The organism is Flavobacterium paronense (genome assembly GCF_030409795.1).
In the GTDB taxonomy this organism is placed as follows: Bacteria; Bacteroidota; Bacteroidia; order Flavobacteriales; family Flavobacteriaceae; genus Flavobacterium; species Flavobacterium paronense.
This window is the reverse complement of record NZ_JAUFQN010000019.1, coordinates 2,359,006-2,385,914: the sequence shown is the minus strand read 5'-3', so window position 1 is coordinate 2,385,914 and position 26,909 is coordinate 2,359,006. Positions and strand designations below refer to the sequence as shown.

The window sequence follows — 26,909 nt, the reverse complement described above, 5'->3', positions numbered from 1 at the left end:
ATATTTTAAAATCAGCACTTCAGGTCGTTTTGTAATGGCTTGATTATAAAATCATATTGACCCAACCATAAAATAAAACAGAATATTTAATACCCTCCATTTATGAAATTTTTTACACAATCTACAGTTACATTCAGTAGCCTTTCTTTTACCCGTTTTGTATCTAGTTTAGCGTTTTTGTTTGTTTTGCTAACTACTGGAGTTGGTAATGCACAAAACGCAAAATGGGTTTGTACCACCAGCTTCACACCTACGGTGTGTGGAGTTACATCAGCAACTGCACCAACTTCGGGAGCCGCTGTTACAAGTGTAAGTGCTACTCCTAATGCAACAAGTGGATACTCGGGAGCAAGTTTTCCCGTATCTTCTACAGCGCCTACTACAACTACTGCTTTGTCGCGTACTAATTATCAACAGTTTAGTTTTACCAATACTACAGGAAGTACCATAACTTTTAACAATGAAAGTCTAACCGCATATTATGGAGGGACAGGAGCAACAATTAATGATAGAGTTGCTTGGTTTTACTCCTTAAATGCTTTTGTAACCAGTAGTGTACAATTAGCTACGGGTTTAACAGTGACTGCTGGTTCTACCGCAACTAGTGCTTTAACGACATCAATAGCAGTTGCTACGGGTTCTACTTTGACAGTTCGTGTATTTCATTATTGGACAGATGCAACAACAGCAACTTGTGGTGTGACTAATTTAACTTTCACAGCCACACCAGCCGATCCAGGTTCATTTAGTGCAGCTGCAGGAAACACTCAAAATGTATTGAGTTCAACTGCTAATGCTGCAAGTAATAATGTTGTTTTGGCCTGGAATACCACAAATACATTTGGAACACCTGTTCAAGGAACCAATTATGCTTTTGGGAATAGTATAGCAGGAGGAGGAACCGTTTTGTATAATGGAGCTGCAGGTTCTAATTTTTACACTCATACCGCTTTAACCAATGGGACACAATATTTCTATAAATTATGGTCTGTAAATAGTGCTAGTGGTTGTAGTTTTTCTACTGGATTGACAGCCAATGCTACACCATCTGCTCCCACTTACACTTCTATAGTAGCCAATGGTGATTGGAATACTGCTGCTACTTGGTCTGTAAGTACAGGAGGTAATGGAGTTCCTACGGCAGGCTCTACCGTTATAGTAAATACCAATGTAAGTGCGGCATCTACACCAACTAATCAGCCAAAAACAATTACTGTAAATACTGGTTTCACTTTAACGTTAGGTGCGGTGTATACAAATCCAAGCGGAAGTACAGTTACTGTAGCCACTGGTGGTATCTTGGCTGTTGGTGCCAGCTATACCAATACCGGTACTACAGTTATCAATGGAACTTTTCAAATAAACAATAGTGGCTTTGGTGGTGGTGCAGGTACTTGGACTTATGGAGGTGCGAGTACTCTTATATTCAACACCTCTGGTCTTTATGGTGCCATAGATGGTAGCCATACTTATTGGCCAGCGAGTGGGCCTTTTAATGTTACTGTACAAAACACGGGAGGTATTAATTTATCTGTAGCACGAACTGTTGCAGGTACATTTCAAACCACTGCTCAAGTGACAGGAAGTAGTGCGCTTACTTTTACAGGTACCTGTCAGATTAATGCCTTAGGATACTTTTCAACAACACCTACCTACGGGGCGGCTTCTACCTTAATTTATGCTGCTGCTAATACCTCTGGTTCGCCTTATGGTGTTGGTAACGAATGGACAGGTTCTTCTGCTACAGCAGGGTCAGGTATTCCTAACAATGTTACTATTAATAATAATACTTTTATTACGATGCCTAATGGTGATCGTGGTATGTCGGGGGCATTTAACGTTACCTCAGGTTCTGGTATTACGCTTCATATTACAGCAGGAAACTTAAGTATGGGTGGAGACTTTACCCAGAATGGTACTTTGACCCATAATGGAAGAGCTATTAACTTTTTTGGAACTACAGCTACTACACAAACTATTACGGGATCTGGATTAAACACTCCAGGAGCTACCAACTGTTTTGCCTATTTTCTTAACAATACATCTGGAACAGGCGGTGTTACTATAGGAACCAATGCCTCTATTTATGCTACCGCTGGTGATGTATTACAATTATTAAATGCAGGACCTTTAAAAATAGGTGCTTTTACCCTTACGCTTGATGGAAGTGGTGGAAATATTCAAACATCGGGTGGTGTAAGAGTAATTGATTTTACCTCTGCCAGTGGTGTTTTATTATTAAAAGGGACATCAGGAACGCTAAAAACGGTTACTTCGGCAAGTAGTGGTTCATTGAGTATTACTTCCTCTACTGCAGGAGGACAAGTTCAAGTGCAGTCGGGTGGCTTTAATTGTGGGTCTACTACGATACAAACAGGTGCTTTCTTAACTATTAATACCGGAGGGTATGTTGATACCAACTCGCCAACTTATGCTACAGGTTCTACACTATCTTTTAGAACAGGTGCCGCTTATGGAATAGGTAGTACTGATAAAACATGGGCTAGTGGTGCCAGTGGTGTTGGTGTGCCAGATAAAGTGCAGATAAATGCAGCCGGTACAGATGTACAAATAAATGATAATAGAACTGCTATAACATCGGTGACGGTTACTGCAGGAACTTTAACTAATAATACAAACACTTTAAATATAGCAACAACCGTTACAGCAGCTGCTACAGCATTAAATGTAAACGGAGGTACCTTAAGCAATGCAGGAGGAACCATTAATATTGGAGCTTCAGGTGGAGGTAATCAAGCATTATCAGTTGCGGGAGGTGCATTTACTTTATCCTCTGGTACCATTAATTTGAATGGAAATTATGCACAAACAACGGGTTCAACATTTACGCAGAGTGGAGGAACATTGGTGATTGATGGCAATTCAGGTACAGCAGGAACTAGTACAGGATCGGGTGTAAACCTTTTTAGTGTTTTAAGCTCAACTGGATCAGGTGTAAATTGTACTGCAGGTACCATCAGAATTGTTGACCCTCCTCATTCAAGTTTAACAGCTGGAACTACGAAAGCAGTTCATATCAGTTATGGTACTGTAGCACCATCAAGTTTTCAATTCTCAGGTACTCATACATTTGAATTTGGAAATGGAAGCAGTACCACTGGGGGTAATTTAGATGGATTTGTCATAGATACTTTTGTTAGTACTTACAGAATACCACTTCGAAATGTAACCGTTAACTCTGGAGCTACCGCTAATAGATGGGTTTCGACAGCATATACAGCAGGAAATGGAACAAATATTAATGGGACATTAACTATTAATGCAAGTTGTGAATTCAGAAACACTGTTGCATTGACAACAACTCCTTTTACCATATCTGGTAATATAGCAAATGCAGGTACTTTAACTAGTACTCAAACTATTCAATTTGCTTTAAATGATGTTGCGGGAGGTGCACCAGTAACCAATACAGCGGCTCAAACCGTTTCAGGAGCTGGAACATTTCAAAATTTAACATCAGCACCTACAGCTAAGTTTACCAATTTAACTTTTAATAACTCTACCGCAGGTTCTGCTGTTACCTTTAGTATTGGTGATGTTACTCTAACTGGTGCTGCAACCTTCACAAATGGTATCATTGATATAGGAAATAATAATAGTTTCAATTTTGGAGTTGCTGCAACAGTAGCCCGTACTAATGGATATGTATTAATACAAGGAACAGGGCAGATGAAAAAGGATTTTCCTGCTAGTGCCTTAGCCTTTATTTATCATGTTGGAGAAAATACAGGGACTACAGAATACTCTCCTTACTCATTGTCTTTTACAGCGAATTCATTGGCCAGAACTATTGGAGTTCGTCCGGTAGATGCTGCTCATCCTTCTATTGATGATGTAGATGTACAAACCGATTATATCTCAAGATACTGGCAATTAAGCAACAGTGCTGCGGGTACTTATACGTATACTGCGACAGCTACCTATTTACCAGCTGATATTGTAGGTACACAAACCAATATGAAAATGAATTTGTGGACAGGTGCTACACCATGGTCACAATTGGCTAGTTCAGCGGCAGCAAATGTGCTTACTATTACTAGTGGTGTTACTAATGTTTCGGCCCCATTAGGCGGTACAGCGGACTTTACTGGAAGGGTAAAAGGGTCAACCACTTACACTTGGGATGGATCTACAGATAGTGTATGGTCAACAGCAAGTAACTGGACGCCGGACAGAAATACACCAGCAGCTAATGATATTTTGATTTTTGATGGTACTAGTACGCCTACGCCAACTGTAACTGGTTTTGCATCTGAAACTATTTCAAAATTATTGTTGACTAATAGTGTCAATCTTAATTTACAGCCAACTACTACTGCAACCTTAACTATTGCAGGTGGAACAGGAACTGATTTGGATATCCCTTCAGGGTCTACTTTAAATTTAAGCGGTGGTGCTTCAGCAGGAATAACTTATACGGGTAGCACTACTACCAGTATAGCCGGTACCTTAACTTTTTCTTCTACAGCGGGAACTCCTACTTTGGATTTGACTAATACCATAGCTACGGTGACCGGAACTATTAACTTGTCATCAACAAGCAATGTTACCGTAACTAGTTCTTCAACAAGCTTGTTGATGAATGCTAGTTCGACCTTGAACATTACCAATGGAATGGCTACTATTCCTTTAGCTACTTGGGATACCGCTTCTACACTTGTTTTAGCAGGGTCAGGAGCATCTGGTTTTTCAAACCTTGCTCAAAGTTTTGGTAATTTCACCTATAATTCATCATCTATAACTGCTACACTTAGTTTTTTTACAACAAACACAACAACTATCAAAGGGAATTTAAACGTTCAGGCTACGGGTACAGGTGCAGGAAGATTACGTTTACTTACTACAGGAACTTTAACCGTTAATGGAAATGTTAATATTGGTAATGCTGCTGTTGTTGATTTTATTAATGGAGCGGCTAGCTTTACTGTAACCGGAAACGTCAATGTAAGCAATACTGCTACTCTTAATTTTGCTAATGGAGCTGGTACGATTAGTATTGGTGGAAATGTTACCGCCTCAGATGCTTCGATTATTAACTTTGGTAATGCAGCGGGTGCTAATACGACAACAATTACAGGAAACTTAAATCTTAATTCATCAGCTACTTCGGTTTTATCTTTAACGTCGGGTTCTACACAAGTTGTCAGTGTTGCTGGGAATTTTACCCAAACAGCGGGTACCCTTTCTATGGGAACAGGAACTGGAGCAGGAACTTTAAAAGTGGCTGGTTCCTTTACTGCGATATCTTTAAATAATCCGGGAACAGGGACTGCTAATTTAATTGAGTTTAATGGCACAACAAGTCAAGCGGTTTCTCCTGGAGGTTCTGTAACTGGCGTTATTAACATTAGAGTTTCTAACCCATCAGGTATTGTGGTTACAGGAACTTTACCTATGAATAATGGGACTACTTTTACTGCTGCTTCAAGCGGTACAGCTGTTACTTCGGGAACGGTTACTTATGGTACAACGACAACACTATCCTATACCACTGCAGTGGGAGCACAAACGACAGGAGCTGAGTTTCCTTCAACGAGTGGACCGGTTAACGTTATTTTTAATAATACGTTTGCTACAACCCCAGAGGTAACTTTGAGTGGTTCGGGAACAGTAACAGGTACCTTAACTATTACAGCGGGTAGAGTATTATTAGGAAACAATGATTTGACATTGGCTAATGGTGGTACGCAAACTATTACTACTCCGGGAACTACAAAAATGATAGTTACCAACGGAACAGGTTTATATAAAAGAGGTATTCCTGCAACAACAGGTACTTATGTGTTTCCAATAGGAGATATTACCGGAACTATACAGTATTCACCAGTATCATTGCAATTTACTGCCAACTCTGCCATACGTATTGTAGGGGCAAAAGTAATAGATGCTGCCAGTAGCAACCTTACTACAGGTGGTACACCAACGAATTATTTAAGTCGTTATTGGACATTCTCAGAAAATGGTGCTGGAGGTACTTACAATTATTATATTAATCCAGCTGTTGCTAGTACTACAATAGGAGAAGATGAGGTTGGTACCGCATCGCTGATTACCCCGGCTTATTGGAATGGTACTTCATGGACGGTTTCTTCAGGAACCTATACTACAGGAAGTTTGGTTTCCAATGCCACGGGAGTTTCTGAAACTACTGGACCATTAGGGACTGTAGAATGGACGGGTAGAGCTACTCCGCCAGTTGCTTATACTTGGGTTGGATTTACCGACGGTGTATGGGGAACTGCGGCGAACTGGAGTCCTTCTGGAGTTCCGGGTTCAACTGACACGGTAACCTTAACCAATGGTTCTACAGGAGCTGCTGCTAACTTGAGTTTAACTACTGCAGTAACTGTTAATGATATTACTTTTAACGGTACAGGAAGTTTCTTTACTGTTGGTGCTGCAGGTTCACTTACAACTTCGGGTACGGTTACTTATACATCTGGTTCTGGTTCATGGAATGCCACGAGTACATTTGCTATTTTGTCTGCTTCTTCTCAAACTATACCGGCATTTGCTTATGGAAATATAACTGGTACTGGTGGGGCGCGTGTTTGGACTGCAGGAACTACTAGTATAGCAGGAACATTTACACCGGGTGCAGGAGCTTACACAGCTACTTCGGGAAGCACTGTTGATTTTAATGGTGCAGGATCTCAAACCATTGGCGCAGTTAATTATAACAACTTAACTATTTCAGGTGCTCGAGGAACAGCTACCATTACATTAGCTAGTGGTATTATTGATGTTTCAGGATCTTATACTAAAACAGCTACGGGAACTCTTTCAGTTGCTTCAACTGGAAATACAGTTAATTTTTCTAGTGCATCGTCTCAAACCATTCCGGCTTTTGTTTATAATAATATTACTAATACGGGTAATGGGCCGAGAACGTTGGCTTCTTCAGGGTCTATTCAAATAGTGGGTACTACATTTACACCTGGTTCGGGAGTTTATACTGTAACAGGAAGTACCGTAGACTATAGCAATGCTACAGGATTTACCATTCCGACTTTACCACCGGCAGCTACTAATAATTATAATAATCTTACTATATCAGGTGCCGGTACTTTTACATTAGCAGGTTCAACTACACTTAGTGGTAATTTAAATCAGTCTGCAGGTAATATTAATGTTTCCAATGCTTCAGCAAATCCAACGCTGTCAATTGGTGGTTCATTAAATCTTTCTGGTGGTGCATTTAGATTAATTACCAGCTCTACAGCAACCGGTGCAACAGTTAATGTGACTGGAAATGTTGCGATATCCTTGGCTGGAAAGATAAATTTGGAATCAACATCCTCTGCCTCTGGTGTAGCTGTGATGAATGTAACAGGTGACTTTACTTCAACCGGTGTAACTGTAGCTTCTACAGGAGCAAACGGAGTAGTTGATTTTGGTACAGGAACTGTTGGAGGAAATACTATTACTATTGGTGGTAATTTTGATAAGTCTGGTGTCGGCACAATGGGTACGGCATCCGGCAGTGCAGCAACAGGTTTTGTATTTAACAAAGCAGGTACACAAACATTTAAATATGCAGGTGCTGCTTCAGATTATATAAACTATACAATAACTAGTACACCAGCATCAACACTTCAATTATTATCTAATTTAACAATAAGTACTGCTAGTGCTCCGGTTAGTACTGTTACTGTAAATGGTACTTTAGATTCTAGTACATTCGCTGTTGATGGTGGAGCAACTAATGGTACATTTATCTTAGCAGCTGGCGCTACATTAAAAACAGCTAATCCAAATGGTGTTGTATCTACAACAGTGGGTTCAGTATCTAATTCAATTGCTACTCGTACTTTTAATGCAGGTGCTAACTATGAGTTTTATGGAACTGCTGCTATAGCCGCAAACTTTCCAAATACCACTATGAACAACTTGACTAATAGTAACACTAATACTACTACTCAAGGTGCAAGTATTACAGTTAATGGAGATCTTGGTTTAACATCAGGAACGTTGGCTAGTGGTACTAATACTATTGCATTATCAGGTAATATAACAGGTACAGGTACGCATACTTCATCAGGTGCCGGTATACTTACTATGAGTGGTGCCAGTAAAACAATTTCAGGAGCCACTTTAGGTATTCTTACCTTAAACAATGCTGCAGGATTTAGTTTAATAGGTAGTCCAACACTAAATGGAAATCTTACTTTCACTAATGGTGATTTAGATTTGAGTGGAAGTAATAATATAACGTTAGGAGCAACAGTTACCGTAACTGGTGAAACTTGTTCAAGACAATTTACTAATACTGGTTCGCCTACACAAGGTAATGGATATGTACAGACTACACGTACGTTTGTTTCGGGTACTAATTATTTAGGAGTTGCTATTACTACAGCCACTGCGTTGGGAAGTACTAACATCAAACGATTTGTTCAAAAATCGGTTACAACAACAGGTGGTACCGCTACTATTAAACGCGTTTACAGTATAACACCTACAAGTGCTGCTACAGGGAATGTGACCTTAACTTCATCTTATTGTGATGGAGAACTTAATGGTAACACTGAGTCTCCTGTATTGCTTACTTATTATGGTACAGGAACAGATGAAACGACAGGATACAGTTCTGTTTATGCTACTGCTTCTAATGACGCTACTGCTAATACTGTAACTACAGGAACAACTGGTTCATTAATAGCAGGGCAAAACAATATTACTTTGGCTAATGCTGGTCCGGATGCTTATTATACTGTTGCTAATGGGGATTGGAATACTGCTGCAACGTGGATATTAAACGCTGTACCTCCTACAACTGCAGATGTTACTGTAAAAAATATCGTTACCGTTGCTGTTGCGGATGCTACTGCAAATTCACTTAAGATTGATGCTAGTGATTCGGTAACAGTTGCTTCAGGATTTAATTTGAATGTTACCGATACTATTGTAAACAACGGAACGTTAACTATAGAGAACAATGGTAATTTATTGCAAACTAATAATGTGGCTAATACAGGTTCGGGTTCAACAATAGTAAAACGTAACAGTTCGTTATTGAAACGTTTGGATTATACCTTATGGTCATCTCCAGTAACAGGACAAGGCTTGTATGCTTTTTCTAAGTATACTATGTCAAATCGTTTTTATGTTTATGATGAGGCTAATGATTTTTATAGTAATGCATTAGTTGGGTTTAGTTTTAATCCAGCCAATTTTGAATATCCTTCGCCATTGGTATCTCCTTTAGGAGTAAATGGAATAGATGATAACAATGTTTCATTTGCTAATGGGAAAGCTTATTTAATCAGAGTTCCTTACAATCACCCAACTACTCCATTTGTTTACAATGGTGTGTTTACCGGAGTAGCTAATAATGGGACTATTTCGGCTACAGTTACCACTACCTTGAATGGTTATAACGCTGTGGGTAATCCATATCCATCAAGACTTAATGTGAAAGATTTTATTGATGGTAATACTAATATCGATGGAACCTTATATTTCTGGAGAAAAACGAATACCACAGCTATGTCAACTTCTTATGCTACGCTTACCAAAACAGCCTATACAGCTAATGGAGCTATAGGTGGGGATACCGGTACAGGATTCTTCCCTACTTCGCCAGCGGGAGCTTCAGACAATTGGGTTATCAACGTTGGACAAGGGTTTATTGTAAAAGCAACAGGTGGTACTAGTATTAGTTTTAGCAACACTATGAGAAGAAGTTTGAATGCAGATCAGTTCTTTAAGAACTCTACTGCTGTGAATACAGTAAGTAATGGTTTGTATTGGTTGAATTTAATTGACAACAGCGGAGTTTACAGTCAGATGGCTGTAGGTTATAGTGCTGAAGGAACAGTAGGATTTGACAGAGGAATTGACGGAAAGAATATCAATAAAGAGTTTTATTTGACTAGTTTGATTGACGCTGATGAGTACTCTATTCAAGGAAGACCTGATTTTGATTCAAGTGATGTAGTTCCGTTGTCCTATAAAGCTGTGACTGCCGGAAATTATAGTATAGCTATTGACCATACTGATGGCTTGTTTACTGATGTTAGTCAGCCTATTTATGTAAGAGATATTTTGACTGACACGTATCACGATTTAAACACTGGTGCTTACGCATTTGATACAGCCGCTGGAACATTTACTAACCGTTTTGAAATAGTATATGCTTTACCATTAGGGGTTGGGAATCCAACTTTTGCTGCTAACCAAGTTGTTATTTATAACCAAAACAATGTGTTTGTTGTTAAATCCGGAACCATTGATATGGCTAGTATCAAAGTATTTGATATCAGAGGTAGATTGATAGAAGAGAAAAAAGGTATCAATGCTACTCAGACTACTATTGGTGGTGGTTTGGCTAACGAAGTATTGTTAGTTCAGATTACTTCTGTTGATGGGGTGACTGTTACTAAGAAAGTGGTTAGGTAGTTGACAATTGATAATTAACAATTGATAATTAAGAATATAGAATTCCCTGCTAGAGATAGTGGGGAATTTTTTTTGGAAGAGGGAATAATGTTGCGTGGATATAGATAAAAAGTATACAAAATAAGGAGTAGATAAAAAAGAAAAAGAGTGAAAAATAAATATTTCCCTGCTAGTGATAGTGGGGATTTTTGTTGCTAAATCGTTATTGTTGACAACTACTGTATTACTTAAATGCTTGATTTATACCGTTAAACGAGTATAATACTAATTTTGTCGAGTATATATTATTTTAATTTATACTTACAGTAATTTTGTCTTACATTAAGTTAACAAACTTCATAATTCATCAAAAAACTTACAAAAAATTATTAAATATGTATTTTATCGATTTAAAGTGTATTTTGTCGATAAAATATTTTTTTAATTAAAAATAAATTAAGTTATTTGTAGGATTCAAGATAGTATCTAGTCAATAATTAAATTATAGCATATGAAAACACTATTACACCATTCGAAAAAATTAACAGTTACAATTACTTTAGTAAGCTTATTTTTTTGCTTTAATTTTTTATCTGCTCAAAGTATCGCAAATTACTCAGGAACTAATTATTCGGCAAGCAGTGGTACTTTTACACCTCTTTCTGGGGCTACAGCTGTTTCGTCTTTATTGGCTGATGATGTTATATCTTCCGCACTTCCTATTGGATTTGATTTTTTCTATATGGGTACAAAATATACTCAATTGCAAGCAGGCTCGGACGGTTATATTACTTTAGATACAGCATCAAGTTCTAGTTTTACTAACAATTTAGCTACTGGTACTACGGTTACTAGACCTGTAATTGCTCCTTTTTGGGATGATATGGATGGCCGAGGTACAGGAGCTGTGGCTTCCTATTTAACTTCAGGAACGGCAGGTTCAAGAATTTTTACTTTTCAATGGTTAAATTGGGTACGTACAGGAGGAACTTCTCCTGTTATGTCATTTCAAGTAAAATTATATGAAGATACAGGTAGAATTCAATTTGTTTATAGATCTGAAACTGCAACTCTATCGGGCGCTGGTGCATCAATTGGTTTATCAGCTGTAAGTACCGGTTCTGGAAATTATGTTTCATTGAATGGTGCAGGATCAAGTCCAACATCAAGTACAACTTCAGAAACAACTACCATTTCTGCCAAACCAGCAACTGGTCAAATTTATACATTTACGCCATTGGCATTATCAGCGCCTTCCGGTTTAAGTTTTACAAATATTGCATCATCGTCAATGACTTTAAATTGGACTGATAATGCAACTGGCGAAATTGGTTATGTAATTTATTATTCAACGGATAATGTAAATTTTACTTACTTGGGTCAACTTCCTGCTAATACTACAGCAGCTGATGTAAGTGGGTTTAGCCCTGGAACGCTTTATTATTGGAAAGTTTATGCATTGAGAGAATGTTTAAGCACCGCTTTATCAGGCACTCAAGCAACAAAAGGAGGAGTCGCGTTTTCGACCTCTGGGTCTTTTACGGTCCCTTGTTATGTTACCAGTTTAACTGTTGAAGCTTGGGGAGGTGGAGGAAGAGGTGGTGCTAGGACTGGTGGGAATATTGTTTGTGCTGGTGGAGGTGGAGGTGCCTATTCTTCAAGTGTTTTAACAACTTTTAGCTCACCATATACCGTAACTGTTGGTGCAGGAAGTACTTCTACTGCTGCTGGAGGTGACTCTTCGTTTGGTTCTGCCGTTATAGCTAAAGGGGGATTAAGTGTTGCCAATGATAATAATACTACACGAGGTGCTGGTGGTCTTGCAAGTGCTAGCACAGGAACTATAAAATTTAATGGAGGTACAGGAGCTGCAGGTACAAATGGTAGTTTTGGTGGTGGTGGCGGGTCATCAGCAGGCTCTTTAGTAGCGGGTAATTTTACAAATGCAACGACTACTCAAGGTACAGGAGCTACAGCTCCGTTTAATGGTGGTGATGGTGGTGATGGTGCTACAAGTAGTGCCGCTGGTATTGATGGAACTTTTCCTGGCGGCGGCGGCGGCGGCGGCGGTAGAATAACTGGTACAAATCGTGCACCAGGTAATGGAGCAGGTGGTCAGGTAATCGTAAGCTGGACGTGTCCTAGTGCAACAATTGCCTATGCGGGTGGTCCATTTTGTAAATCACTAAGTTCTGCCACAGTTACAATAACAGGAACAGATGCAAGAGCAACTTGTTCTAATACATTTTCATCAACGGCAGGTCTTTCAATTAATACAACAACGGGAGCAATAAATCCATCGGCAAGTACGGTGGGAACCTATACTGTAAGTTATCAGCTTACTGCAGCGGGTGGTTGTAGTGCAGTTAATGCTACAGTATCAGTTACGATAATTGACGTTCCAACTATAGCGGTTATTACAACTCCATCAGCCTTATGTTCAGGAGGTTCCTTAAACCCGACCGCACCAACGGTAACTGCTAATGGTTCAACAGTAAGTTCACAAGGCTGGCAGTTGGAGACTACAGTTGGCGGTGGTGTTTTTGCCACCTTAACGGTTCCTTATACCGTTGCTTTTGCAGATAATGGAAAGAAAATTAGATATACGGCTACTAATGGTTGTGGTACTACTAATGGAAATCAGGTTACTTTGACTGTAAACGATGTTCCAACGATAGCTGCTATTACAGCCCCATCGGCTTTATGTTCAGGGGGTTCCTTAAATCCTACAGCACCAACGGTTACGGCTAATGGTTCGACGGTAAGTTCACAAGGATGGCAGTTGGAGACTACAGTTGGTGGTGGTGTTTTTGCCACGTTAACGGTTCCTTACACCGTTGCTTTTGCAGATAATGGAAAGAAAATTAGATATACAGCTACTAATGGTTGTGGCACTACTAATGGGAATCAAGTTACTTTGACTGTGAATAACGTTCCAACGATAGCTTCTATTACAACCCCATCGGCGTTATGTTCAGGTGGGTCTTTAAATCCGACTGCACCAACGGTTACGGCTAATGGTTCGACGGTAAGTTCACAAGGATGGCAGTTAGAGACTACAGTTGGCGGTGGTGTTTTTGCCACATTAACGGTTCCTTATACAGTTGCTTTTGCAGATAATGGAAAGAAAATTAGATATATAGCCACTAATGGTTGTGGCACTACCAATGGCAATCAGGTTACTTTGACAGTTAATAACGTTCCAACTATTGCCGCTATTTCAGCCCCATCAGCCTTATGTTCAGGTGGGTCTTTAAATCCGACTGCACCAACGGTTACGGCTAATGGTTCGACGGTAAGTTCACAAGGCTGGCAGTTAGAGACTACAGTTGGTGGTGGTGTTTTTGCTACTTTAACGGTTCCTTACACCGTTGCTTTTGCAGATAATGGGAAGAAAATTAGATATACGGCTACTAATGGTTGTGGAACTACTAATGGAAATCAAGTTACTTTGACTATAAACGATGCACCAACGATAGCCTCAATTTCAGCTCCAGCCGCTTTATGTTCAGGGGGTTCTTTAAACCCGACTGCACCAACGGTTACGGCCAATGGTTCAACGGTAAGTTCACAAGGCTGGCAGTTAGAGACTACAGTTGGCGGTGGTGTTTTTGCCACTTTAACGGTTCCCTACACAGTTGCTTTTGCAGATAATGGAAAGAAAATTAGATATATAGCTACAAATGGTTGTGGAACTACCAATGGGAATCAGGTTACTTTGACGGTTAATCCAGCATCGACAGCTGCAGTAATTTCAGGAACAACATCTATATGTTTAGGAAGTACTACTAATTTGCAGGCAGCAATAACAGGAGGAACATCTCCTTATTCAGTTATTTATACAGATGGGACAAACAATTTTACAGTGAATAGTTATGTTTCTGGTACAAATATTTCGGTATCACCAACAACGAGTACAACCTATACTTTAGTTTCCGTACAAAGTGCGAATGGTTGTTTTGGAACAGGAAACAGCGGTTCGGCTGTGGTTACCTTAGCATCAACTTCAACTAGTGACGGAGTTACATGGAGTAATGGCACACCAACAGGTACAAAGGATGCTATATTTACTGGGAATGCTACAATAGGAGCTGATTTAACTGCCTGTTCACTTACTGTAAACAATAGTGCAGTAGTGTCAGTTACGTCAGGATTTGATGTGACATTAAATGGAGCTTTGACAGTGTCATCAGGTAGTTTCACACTTAATAACAACTCCAATTTAATTCAAAATGGCACTAACTTTACAAATTCAGGTAACATTATAGTTAAACGAAACAGTTCGTTATTGAAACGCTTGGATTATACTTTATGGTCTTCACCAGTAACAGGACAAGGATTGTATGCGTTCTCTAAGTTTACGCTACCTAATCGTTTTTATTATTATGATACAGCGGCTGACAACTATAATTCTTCAGTTGGATTTAGTTTAACTGGTTTACAGTATCCTTCGCCATTAACCTCTCCAAATGGGGTAGATGGAACAGATAGTGCGGGTGTTACATTTACTAATGGTAAAAGTTATTTGATTAGAGTCCCATACAATCATCCAACTTCACCGACAGTCTACCCTGGTGTTTTCACAGGAGTTGCTAATAATGGAACTATTTCTCCAACTGTTTCGACTTCGGCAAATGGTTATAATGCTGTTGGTAATCCTTATCCGTCAAGACTTAACGTGCACAATTTTATAGATGGGAATACTAATATTACCGGTCCGTTATATTTCTGGAGAAAGACGAATACCACAGCTACGTCAACCTCTTATGCTACACTTACTAAAACAGCTTATGTAGCTAATGGTTCAGCAGGAGGCGATACGGGTACAGGTTTCTTCCCAACAGGAGGAGGACAAGAAGCCAATTGGGTACTTAATGTTGGACAAGGATTTATTGTAAAAGTAACTAGTGGTTCTACTATTAGCTTTACCAACAGTATGAGAAGAAGTTTAAATTCTGATCAGTTCTTTAAAAATTCAACATCTGTAAATACAGTAGGTAATGGTTTGTATTGGTTAAATTTAACAGATACTACCGGAGTTTACAGTCAGATGGCTGTAGGTTATAGTGCTGAAGGAACAGTAGGCTATGATAGAGGTATTGATGGAGAGAATATTAATAAAGAGTTCTATTTAACTAGTTTGATAGGAGCAAATGAATATTCAATTCAAGGAAGACCTGTTTTTGATTCAAGTGATATCGTTCCATTGTCATATAAAGCAGTTACTTCTGGAAATTATACTATAGCTATTGATCATACAGATGGCTTGTTTACCGATGTTGGTCAGCCTATTTATTTAAAAGATAATTTGACATCTACCGAACATGATTTGCATACGGGTGCGTATACATTTACATCCAATGCCGGAACTTTCAATAACCGTTTTGAAATTATTTATCAATCACAATTAGGAGTTGGTACTCCGACGTTTAGTGCTAACAATGTGATTATTTATAATCAAAATAACGAGTTTGTTGTTAAATCAGGAACTAGTGTAATGTCTTCTGTTAAAGTATTTGATATTAGAGGGCGATTGTTAGAAGAGAAAAAAGGTATCAATGCGAATCAAACTACAATAGGTTCAGGTTTAGCTAATGAAGTATTGTTAGTTCAGATTACTTCTGTTGATGGCATTACTGTTACTAAGAAAGTGGTTAGATAATCTAATAAAATAATAATAATAAAAAAATCCATCTCTTTATTGAGATGGATTTTTTTTATTGTGAAAGTAAAATAACTTATTTTTTAATAGTATTTATTATACTGTTCTTCTGTTTTTTCTGAAAGTATAAATTACAAAAAATACTCCGGCAATTGCTAATAAAATCATTTTACTGTTGATTGGAGCTGGCTGAGGGTCGCCTCCTTCAAGGCCACCGCCAGTATCTTCGTCACCTGGCTGAGCAAAAGCAACAAAATCTGAAAATAAAACAACGGCGAGTATATAAAATTTCAAAAGTTTTTTCATAACAATAAAGTATTCAGGCGGTAAAGATAGCAATCATTTTTAAACTTTAAAAATTTTATTGCCATTTTATGTTTTTTATTCAAATTCGGAAGTAAAAAATAATTTTACATTAGGGAATTTACTTTGTGTCATTTGTATAGTAAATTCGGAATCGGCTAGAAAAACTAATTGACCGTATTTATCGTGAGCTAAGAATTTTTGTTTAATCCTTTTGAATTCTTTAAATTCTTCACTTTTTGGATCGTTAGGTTTTACCCAACACGCTTTGTGAACAGGGAAATTTTCATAACTGCATTTAGCACCATATTCATGTTCTAAACGGTATTGTATTACTTCATATTGTAGTGCACCAACGGTTCCGATAATTTTACGGCCGTTCATTTCTAAAGTAAATAATTGGGCAACACCTTCGTCCATTAATTGATCAATTCCTTTATCTAACTGTTTTGCTTTTAACGGGTCAGCATTATTAATGTATCTAAAATGCTCTGGTGAAAAACTCGGAATTCCCTTGAAACTCATTACTTCGCCTTCGGTCAATGTATCACCAATTTTAAAATTACCGGTATCATGTAAACCTACAATATCTCCGGGATAAGAGATGTCGACAATTTCTTTTTTCTCTGCAAAAAACGCATTAGGACTAGAGAATTTTAAATTCTTGTTCAGCCTCACGTGCATGTAAGGTTTGTTTCGTTCAAAAGTTCCTGAAACTATTTTTACGAAAGCCAATCTATCTCGGTGTTTTGGGTCCATATTAGCATGTATTTTGAATACAAAACCTGCCATTTTTTGTTCTTCCGGTTTTACCAAACGAGTTTCCGACTCTTTTGGTTTTGGAGGTGGTGCTATGTCAACAAAACAATCTAGCAATTCTCTAACGCCAAAGTTATTCAAGGCCGAACCAAAAAATACAGGTTGTAAGTTTCCGGCTAGGTATTGCTCTCGATCAAAAGGTGGGTACACTTCTGAAATTAATTCTAACTCTTCTCTTAGTTTGTTTGCTGGTTTTTCGCCAATAATTTTTTCTAATTCTGGGCTTTCTATATCTGAAAAGGCGATAGTGTCTTCAATGTTTTTACGACTATCACCACTAAAAAGGTTAATGTTTTGTTCCCAAATATTATAAATACCCTGAAAATCATACCCCATTCCGATTGGAAAACTCAAAGGTGTAACACTTAAACCCAATTTTTGCTCTACTTCATCCATTAAATCAAAAGCATCTTTTCCTTCTCTGTCCAATTTATTAATAAAAACGATAATCGGAATGTGACGCATTCTACAAACGGCAACTAATTTTTCGGTTTGTTCTTCAACCCCTTTGGCAACGTCAATTACTACAATTACGCTATCGACAGCCGTTAATGTTCTAAAGGTATCTTCGGCAAAATCCTTGTGTCCGGGTGTGTCAAGAATGTTTATTTTTTTTCCTTGATAATTAAATGCCAAAACAGATGTTGATACCGAGATTCCCCTTTGGCGCTCAATTTCCATAAAATCGGAAGTTGCTCCTTTTTTGATTTTATTGTTTTTTACTGCACCAGCTTCTTGAATAGCACCACCAAACAATAGTAGTTTTTCTGTTAGTGTAGTTTTTCCGGCATCGGGATGCGAAATAATTCCAAAGGTTCTGCGACGATGTATCTCTTTTAAAAAACTCATGATTTTTGATAAATTGGTTGCAAAAATACTATTATTTACCGATTATTTCTGCATGCATACCATTTCAAATCTTTCAATAGTTTTTTCGTGTTAATAAAATTTTGTTAATAGTAGTCATGATAGTTGTATAATGTGTTTGAATTGTTATTTTTGTTGCTTGTTACGCTACTTTCCCAAAGTGATTTTGTTGCATAAATAATTACATAATTTAAACGAAATTTATAATAGAATGAATTTTAAGCAGTTTTTTTTCGGGTTGTTTTTTTTACTATCATTTGCAAGTAATGCACAAAGTAATACAAAAGAAGTTTTGTTTACCATTAACAACAAACCTTATTATACGGATGAATTCTCAAGGATTTATAAGAAAAATTTAGATTTGGTCAAAGATGATTCTCAAAAAGATTTGAACCAATATTTACAGCTTTTTGTTGGCTATAAATTAAAAGTAAACAAAGCAAACAAACTTGGTTTGCAAAATGGTCCACAATATCAAAATGAGTTAAAATCATACAGAACCCAATTAGCCAAAAACTATTTTAACGATACAAAAATCACCGAAGAACTTGTAGCCGAAGGATATAATCGACTTCAAAAGGAAATTAGAGCTTCTCACATACTTATTTTAGTTGAGGAAAATGCTTCGCCGGAAGACACACTAAAAGCTTATAAAAAAATAGAAGATATTAGCAAAAAAGCTTTAGCCGGAGAAGATTTTGAAAACTTAGCGGTTCAATTTTCTGAAGATCCATCAGCCAAAGAAAACAAAGGTGATTTAGGTTATTTCACCGCTTTCAGAATGGTTTACCCATTTGAAAATGCGGCATATACTACTCAAAAGGGGAAAGTCTCCAAAATAATCAGAACTCGTTTTGGATATCATATTTTAAAAATCAATGATATAAGAGCCAATCGTGGAGAAATTACGGTGGCTCATATTATGATTTTAAATCCAAAAGCTGAAGAAACCGAAAAGAATGCTGAAAAGACCATCAACGAAATTTATAAAAAAGTACAGCAAGGAGAAAAGTTTGAGGATTTAGCTAAGCAATTTTCTGAAGACAAATCCTCCTCCTCTAAAGGTGGAGTTCTTAACAGATTTGGGTCCGGACAATTAAGTTCTGAAGAGTTTGAAAATACGGCATTTTCACTTGAAAAAGCTGGAGATATTTCAAAACCATTTCAATCTGATTTCGGTTGGCACATTGTTAAATTGATAGAAAAACATCCGGTAAAATCTATAGACGAAATGAAAAGTGAATTAGAGACTAAAATCGGAAAAGATGATAGATCTAAAAAAATTACAGCTTCATTAAACGAAAAACTCAGAAAAAAATACACTTATAAAAGAGATGCTAAACAGTATGGTCTGATATCAAAATTGGTAACCAACGATTTCTATGAGTCAAAGTGGTCGCTTCCGGAAAATGCCAAAGAGTACACAGCCACTTTATTAACCATTAATGCTAAGAAAATAGATGGAAAAGCATTTTTGGATTTTATAGATAAACAACAAAAAGCAGGTATAAAAGTAAAGCCATTGTCAAAATTAGTTGACACTTTGTATGATAAATTTTTGGACGAACAGTTGACTGCCTATTACGATGAAAATTTAGAAACAGAATTTCCTGAATTTGCAAATGTGATGGATGAATATCGTGACGGATTATTGCTTTTTGACTTGATGGAAAAGGAAATTTGGGATCGTGCCAAAACAGATACTCTTGGCTTAAAAAAGTTTTATGATGAACATAAAATGGAACATATGTGGAAGAAAAGAGTTGATGTGACAATAACTTCATCTACCAATCAAGATATGATTAAAAAAGCACAGACATTGTTGAAGAAAAATGAAAAACCAGAAGCTATTAAAGACAAATTAAATGTCAATAATGTAATCAATGTGATGACTAATAGTGGTGTTTTTGAAGAAGGAAATGATGCCTTGCCAAAAACAATGAAATTCAATCTTGGTGTATCAGATGTCTTCAAAGAGGGCGAATATTATTTTGTTACTAAAGTTGATAAAATATTACCCGAAGCTGTAAAAACGCTTGATGAATGTAAAGGGAAAATAGTTAATGATTATCAGCAATATTTAGAGCAACGATGGGTTGATGATTTGAAACAAGAATTTACAGTAAAAATTAATTCGGATGTTTTTGAAAGTGTAAAAAAAGAGCTTAAATAATACATGATTAGAAATAGTTTTTTATTGGTTTTTTTATTGGTTTGTTCCTGTAATTATTTCAAACCGCAACAAAAATCTCAATCAATTGCCAGAGTAGGAAAAAATTATTTATTCAAAAGTGATATCGCAACTTTAGTTCCGGTTGGAACTTCAAAAGAAGACAGTTTGCTTTTAGTCCGAGATTTTATTGATCGTTGGGCAAGTCAAAAGTTACTCATTGAAGCAGCTGAGATAAATCTTAGTGATGCTAAAAAAAAAGAATATAACACATTAATTAAACAGTATAAAATTGATTTATACACCAGAGCTTACATTGAAGAAGTAGTAAAAAGAACAGTTGATACCGTTGTAAATCAGGAAGAATTAAAAAAATATTACGAAGAAAATAAAGAGAATTTCAAAACCAACGGAACATTAGTAAGATTGCGTTATATCAATCTTTCAAAAAACAATCCGCGGTTTGGGACCATAAAAAGCAAGTTCTTTGATTATTCCAAAAAGGATAAAAAGTTTTGGGAAACCTATGCTTTACAATGCAAGAGTTTTGCCATGAATGATAGTGTTTGGGTAGATATGAGTCAGGTATATTCTAAACTGCCTTTTATCACACCAGACAACAGAGATGAATTTATAGTTTCAGGAAAGAGAATAGAAAAAACGGATAAAAATGATGTTTATCTTGTAAAAATAACCAATGTGATTGATAAAAATCAAATCAGTCCATTTGAGTATAGTAAACCAATTTTAAAGGAAGTTCTGCTGAACAAAAGAAAATTGGAATTGATTAAAAAATTTGAAAAAGACATTACTAATGACGCCATTAAAAACAATGATTATGAAATATACAAATAACAAACTTGCTATAGCAATTATTGCAATTCTTAGCACGGTTTGTTTTGCCAATGCACAAGAAATTATTAAAGACTCGGTCAAAACGAAGACTGTAGTGACTTCTTTCAAAAAGCAAAAAATTGATGGTGTTATTGCAACAGTTGGTGATTATATTATACTTGATTCGGATATTGATAAATCTTATTTGGAATTATCAAGCCAAGGAAATTCTATAAAAGATATTACACGTTGTCAGATGTTGGGTAAATTATTGGAAGACAAATTGTATGCACATCAGGCGGTTCAAGATAGTATCATTGTTAAAGAGGAAGAAATCAAAGAAAAACTAAATGAGCAGGTAAATTATATGGTTGAGCAATTGGGCTCAATGGATAAAGTTATTCAATATTTCAAGAAAAGTAGCGAAGACGAATTCAGAACCGAATTATTTGATATTATTAAGACCAATAAATTAGGTGCCGAAATGCAGAGAAAAATAATTGATGGTGTCGAAATTACTCCGGAAGAAACACGTAATTTCTTTAAAGCTATTCCAGCAAGTGATTTACCTGTTTTTGGAGCCGAAATGGAAGTTGCACAAATTGTAGTGGCTCCAAAAATATCTGAAGAAGAAAAGCAAAGAGTAATCACCAGATTAAAAGAACTTAAAGCAGAAGTTTTGGCTGGCGCAAGTTTCAAGACAAGAGCCGTAATTTATTCTGATGATAGAGGTTCAGCCTCTAGTGGTGGTTTCTATAAAATCAATAGAAAAACCCAATTCGTAAAAGAATTTAAAGATGTAGCTTTTTCATTAGGTGAAGGCGAAATCTCGGAACCGTTTGAGACAGAATATGGCTATCACATTATTATGGTCGAAAAAATCAAAGGTCAAGAAGTTGAATTACGACATATACTTATGATGCCAAAAGTATCTGACCAATCACTAAAAGATGCCAAAGAAAAAATTCTTTTAATAAAAAAGAAAATCCAAGATGGAGAAATTACTTTTGCCGAAGCTGCAAGAACAATGTCAGATGAAAAAGAAACTCGCGCCAATGGTGGTGTTTTGATTAACCCAAAAACACAAGATACGCACTTTGAATTAACAAAAATGGATCCAAGTTTGTACAGCGAAGTTTCTAATTTAAAAGACAAAGCAATCACAGCTCCAATTTTAGATGATGATCCAAGAAGTGGTAAAAAATACAAAATCATAACAGTAACGGATAGAATTGATCAGCATACTGCGGATTATGCCCGAGATTATGTAAAAATTAAAGATTTGGCACTAAAGGAAAAACAAATCAAAGCCATTGCAAAATGGACGGATGAAAAAATTAAAGAAACTTACATAAAAATTAACGGTGAGTATAAAGATTGTACTTTCACTAACAATTGGTTAAAAAAATAATATATAAAGTTAGCTTATTGAAATCCTTATTCCTTAATCATTAAATTCTAAATAAAGATGTCAGACGTTGCCGCCATTCAAAATTTAGTTCAGAAAAGAATTGAACTTAAAAAAGAGATTGCTAAGATAATTGTAGGTCAAGACGATGTGATTGATCAAATTTTACTCAGCATATTTTCGGGTGGACACGCACTTTTAGTTGGTGTTCCGGGTTTGGCTAAAACCTTGATGGTGAATACGATTTCGCAAGCCTTAGGATTAGATTTTAAAAGAATACAGTTTACTCCTGATTTAATGCCTTCGGATATTTTGGGAAGTGAAATTTTGGATGAAAGCCGTCATTTTAAGTTTATTAAAGGACCAATTTTTGCCAATATTATTTTGGCCGACGAGATTAACAGAACACCACCAAAAACCCAAGCTGCTTTGTTAGAAGCTATGCAGGAACGTTCGGTAACTATTGCAGGGCAGAATTATAAATTAGATTTACCTTATTTTGTTTTAGCAACGCAAAACCCAATTGAGCAAGAAGGAACGTATCCTTTACCGGAAGCGCAATTAGACCGTTTTATGTTTGCAATAAAGCTGGATTATCCTTCGTTTTCTGAAGAAGTTGATGTAGTAAAAAGCACGACATCTGATGCAAAACCAGTAATTAATCCATTGTTTCAAGCACAGGAAATTATAGATTTTCAACAGTTAATTCGAAGAATTCCAGTGACAGATAATGTGATAGAATATGCGGTCACTTTGGTAAGCAAAACACGCCCAAACAATCCGTTGTCTAATGATTATATTAAAAATTATTTAGATTGGGGAGCAGGTCCAAGAGCCTCACAGAATTTAATTTTGGCTGCTAAAGCCAACGCTGCTTTCAACGGAAAATTTTCACCAGATATTGAAGACGTAAAAGCTGTAGCCACCGGAATTCTTCGTCACAGAATTATCAAAAATTACAAAGCAGATGCTGAAGGAATTACAGAAGAGATGATTATAGACAAATTACTTTAATTCATTTTAGTAAATCATCCAATTCCTTATCGTAAAAGAACAAAAACATACTTCCCATCATGTCTTGGCTTACTTTACTGGTGTTGTCAACATCGAGTACAATTTCATACTTATGATTCTTGTACAGCCAAATACCTTCTACAGAAGAAAAAGGGTCAATGCTGGTTAAGCCAATTTTTCCTTTGTGATTTACAATTTTGCTGTTAAAAATAGCTTTGTTTGTTGTTTTGTCAAATAATGATATTTGAGTAGCAAACGGATGAACATGAATAGCCGCAGCATGCAAACGCAAACTATCCTGAATTTCCAATTGACTGTTTACCTCACTTCTGTAAGTGTTTTTTCCAATAGGAATTACCCAATGCCCTGAAAATTTATTACCATGTCCATCATCATAAGTATGGTTTTTGGTTTCAACCGGGATGCATTGATTAGTGCCTGGATCTAAAGGTGATTTATAAGGGTCAGATTTGTCAAACGGAAGCATGATAAAAGCAGTTCGGCTCATCAATGGTTTCATGTTTTTCTCTCGTGAATAGTTAATGTCCACTTCATGGCGCATCCAAAAGTTAGCATCAGGAAGATTGTGATTTAAAGATTGTGTCGTAACATACAGAAACTCATTTCCATTCATCGGAACACCATAACCAGCAGGAAAACTGAAATTTTCCATACCATGAGAAAGCGATGTCAATCGCGGATAATGCTTGCCAATTCGCTTTTCTAAATGCAATGAACTATAGTATTTAACGTCATTAAAATCAATATTGGTATGACAAATAAAATCCTTTGAAATGGCTTGTAATGATTTATTGTCAATTGCTTTTACATGAAAGCCAGTTAGCCAAAGCAAAGTCGAATCTTGAGAAAGTTGCACATAATTAGACGCTTTTGGGCCTTCCATCGACTTATAAATCCCATCGATATAAAATTCAGGCGAAATCATTTTATAGGTTTCTGATTTGTTTTCGACTTTCCAATTTGGATTTACGATACCTAATTTTTCAAACAAATACGACTTCACAATCGCTTTGTGACGGTTAGGTAATTGCCAATACCAAATTCCGCCACCAAGAATAGTTAGTAAAATTATTACTCCTAAAATTTTATATATCTTTGGTTTTCTCATCGATGTCAAATTTACATTTTTATGAATAATACAAAACAATTAAATGCAAAAAGGTTTTTTGGATTGGATTTGCTGAGAGTACTCGCTGTAAGCATGATTCTGTTTTCTCATACTTCGTGGATATACAATTCAAATGGAATTCTGGGTAAATTGCAAGACATAAGTGGTTTTTTAGGTATTGAATTATTCATCGTATTAAGTGGTTTTTTGATTGGTGGAATACTTTATAAGCAGTTTTTAAGCGGGAGCTATACTTTGAAAGAGGCATCAATTTTTGTTTACAGAAGATTGTTACGGCTTTTACCAACGTATTATCTGGTCATTTTAATCAATACTGTTATTTTTATATCATTTGGGTTTTCAATTTCCGGAATTTGGAAATATTTTCTGCTACTTCAAAATTTTGCTTCTCCGGTTTCATCTTTTTTTCCAGAATCGTGGAGTTTGCCTGTTAAAGAAATAGGCTATATTTTTCTTGTTTTTTTATTGCTTATTTTTTCAAATTTATTTATCAAAGCTTCCAAAAAAATTGTGTTTCTAAGTGTAACAGTTGGATTCATGATTTTACTCTTTTTTCTAAAAATAAATTACGATATATTTTCTACTAATTTAGATTTAAGACTTTGGAGTTTTAACGTTCGCTCAGTAGTAATTTACAGGATTGATTCGGTTTTGATTGGCGTGTTATTTGGTTGTTTTTATCAGAATTACAAAGAATTTGTATTGTCAAAAAGAACATTGTTTTTAAGTGTTGGGATTTTGTTATTCCTGATGCTTTTACTTTGCGTAGTTGTCTTTAAATTTAGATTGACAAATGCCTCCTGGTTTTGGAATATTTTATGTTTGCCATTAGTTTCATTGGCAATATGTATGTTTTTCCCATTTTTATTGCATTTGGAGAGACCTTCAGAAGCTATTGGAAATCTAATTTCATTTGTATGTAGAATATCGTATTCGGTTTATTTACTGCATTACAGTTGTATTCTTTTCCTTCTGAAATATTTAATCGACACGACTAATTTTAGTATTTGGCAGTTAAATTTATTTACTATCTTGTATTTGCTAATTACTGTTAGCTCGAGTTATCTTTTATATACTTATTTTGAAAAACCAATCAATGAGTACAGAACTAAAACGTTTAAGCTGAATGGCAGATAAAGCACAAAGAGTTTTTGGATTAGATTTAATGCGTGCCATGGCAATTTGTATGGTTTTGTGTTCGCACATTCTTTGGATTTATGTTCCGGAGGATGGATTAATTCGACAGTTATTTGCCCTTTTTGGATTTTTAGGCGTTGAATTTTTCTTTGTGTTGAGTGGTTTTTTGATTGGGAGGATTCTTTATAAAATTTACATGAAAGATGATTTTACGATCTCAAGTGTTTTTGGATTTCTTAAAAGAAGGTGGTTTAGGACATTACCCAATTACTATTTGGTGTTACTCATCAATATTGTAATTACGATGAGTTTAAGTTATTCAATGCCAAATTTGGGTTTGTATTTTATATTTCTACATAACGGTTTTTCCAAAATGTCCACTTTTTTTCCAGAATCATGGAGCTTGTCTGTTGAAGAATGGGCTTATTTTCTTTTACCATTTTCACTTTTGTTATTTTCATTTTTTTTCAAACCAAAAAACAAGAATAGATTCTTTTTGATAATTACCTTGTTTCTAATTGCAGTATTTATTTTTTTTAAAATTGTTTATCAATCAAATCATCAAACTACAACAATAGACGAGTGGAATGTTTCTCTGAAAGCAGTTATGATTTATAGACTGGATGCAATTTTAACTGGTGTTCTAACCGCATGGATTAGTATTAATTATGCCAATTTTTTTATAAAATTTAAATTTATATTAGCAATGGTTGGAAGTTTTTTTATGCTTTTCATGTATTTTGGAATGGGTTTTTTACAAATTTTACCAGGAAATCATCCATTTGTGTGGAATGTTGTTTATCTACCTTTAACATCACTTTCTGTAGCTTTTTTTGTTCCTTTCTTTTCTCAGTTAGAAATAACAACAGCATTCATAAAACTCCCGGTTGTCTTTATTAGCAAAATATCTTACTCTATTTATCTGCTTCATTACAGCGTTTTGTTGCAGTTATTTATGTTGTTTTTTGACAAAAAGAATACTACTCTATTGCATCTTCATTTTATTACTGCATTGTATTTGACAACTACAGTGATAGTTAGTTATATTTTCTATAGTTTTTATGAAAAACCCATAATGGATTTGAGGGATAAAAATTAAGAATAGTCATTTTATAAAGCTTTATTTAAACTATTTGTAAAAAAG

At 36.1% G+C, this 26,909-nt stretch carries 11 protein-coding genes; 8 read left to right on the top strand and 3 right to left on the bottom strand.

Annotation, left to right across the window (positions count from 1 at the left end; genetic code table 11):
- The first annotated feature begins 102 nt into the window (after positions 1-102).
- Both QWY90_RS11660 and QWY90_RS11655 read left to right on the top strand, forming a co-directional pair.
- A complete protein-coding gene (locus QWY90_RS11660; RefSeq protein ID WP_290286105.1) occupies positions 103-10,422 on the top strand; it encodes a RemA C-terminal-like gliding motility protein in 10,320 nt (3,439 codons plus the stop codon).
- A 490-nt stretch (positions 10,423-10,912) separates the two neighbouring features.
- Positions 10,913-16,063, top strand: a complete 5,151-nt coding sequence (locus QWY90_RS11655) for a beta strand repeat-containing protein (RefSeq protein ID WP_290286103.1) — start codon at positions 10,913-10,915, stop codon at positions 16,061-16,063.
- A 96-nt stretch (positions 16,064-16,159) separates the two neighbouring features.
- On the opposite strand, the gene QWY90_RS11650 is transcribed toward QWY90_RS11655, so the two are convergent.
- Both QWY90_RS11650 and QWY90_RS11645 read right to left on the bottom strand, forming a co-directional pair.
- Positions 16,160-16,369 carry a hypothetical protein gene (locus tag QWY90_RS11650; RefSeq protein WP_290286101.1) on the bottom strand — a complete coding sequence of 70 codons (210 nt, stop codon included), beginning with the start codon at positions 16,367-16,369 and terminating at the stop codon, positions 16,160-16,162.
- A 75-nt stretch (positions 16,370-16,444) separates the two neighbouring features.
- A complete protein-coding gene (locus tag QWY90_RS11645; RefSeq protein WP_290286100.1) occupies positions 16,445-18,034 on the bottom strand; it encodes a peptide chain release factor 3 in 1,590 nt (529 codons plus the stop codon).
- A gap of 229 nt (positions 18,035-18,263) precedes the next feature.
- On the opposite strand from QWY90_RS11645, the gene QWY90_RS11640 reads away from it, so the two are divergent.
- From QWY90_RS11640 to QWY90_RS11625, 4 genes are read left to right on the top strand one after another with little or no spacing between them, the layout of a single operon-like run.
- Positions 18,264-20,225, top strand: coding sequence for a peptidylprolyl isomerase (locus QWY90_RS11640; RefSeq protein ID WP_290286099.1), 1,962 nt, complete (start codon positions 18,264-18,266; stop codon positions 20,223-20,225).
- A 3-nt stretch (positions 20,226-20,228) separates the two neighbouring features.
- Positions 20,229-21,077: a hypothetical protein gene (locus QWY90_RS11635; protein WP_290286098.1), complete on the top strand. Its 849-nt coding sequence runs from the start codon at positions 20,229-20,231 to the stop codon at positions 21,075-21,077.
- Positions 21,061-22,467 carry a peptidylprolyl isomerase gene (locus tag QWY90_RS11630; RefSeq protein ID WP_290286096.1) on the top strand — a complete coding sequence of 469 codons (1,407 nt, stop codon included), beginning with the start codon at positions 21,061-21,063 and terminating at the stop codon, positions 22,465-22,467. Before QWY90_RS11635 ends, QWY90_RS11630 begins: the two co-directional genes overlap by 17 nt.
- 57 nt (positions 22,468-22,524) lie before the next feature.
- Positions 22,525-23,478 carry an AAA family ATPase gene (locus tag QWY90_RS11625; protein WP_290286094.1) on the top strand — a complete coding sequence of 318 codons (954 nt, stop codon included), beginning with the start codon at positions 22,525-22,527 and terminating at the stop codon, positions 23,476-23,478.
- Position 23,479: 1 nt separating this feature from the next.
- Here QWY90_RS11625 and QWY90_RS11620 read toward each other — a convergent pair whose 3' ends face one another.
- Positions 23,480-24,607 carry a hypothetical protein gene (locus QWY90_RS11620; protein WP_290286093.1) on the bottom strand — a complete coding sequence of 376 codons (1,128 nt, stop codon included), beginning with the start codon at positions 24,605-24,607 and terminating at the stop codon, positions 23,480-23,482.
- Positions 24,608-24,628: 21 nt separating this feature from the next.
- Between QWY90_RS11620 and QWY90_RS11615 the strand changes: the two genes are divergently transcribed.
- Both QWY90_RS11615 and QWY90_RS11610 read left to right on the top strand, forming a co-directional pair.
- A complete protein-coding gene (locus QWY90_RS11615; protein WP_290286092.1) occupies positions 24,629-25,765 on the top strand; it encodes an acyltransferase family protein in 1,137 nt (378 codons plus the stop codon).
- On the top strand, positions 25,755-26,864 hold the full coding sequence (locus QWY90_RS11610) for an acyltransferase family protein (RefSeq protein ID WP_290286091.1): 1,110 nt from the start codon (positions 25,755-25,757) through the stop codon (positions 26,862-26,864). Before QWY90_RS11615 ends, QWY90_RS11610 begins: the two co-directional genes overlap by 11 nt.
- The last annotated feature ends 45 nt before the right edge of the window (positions 26,865-26,909 follow it).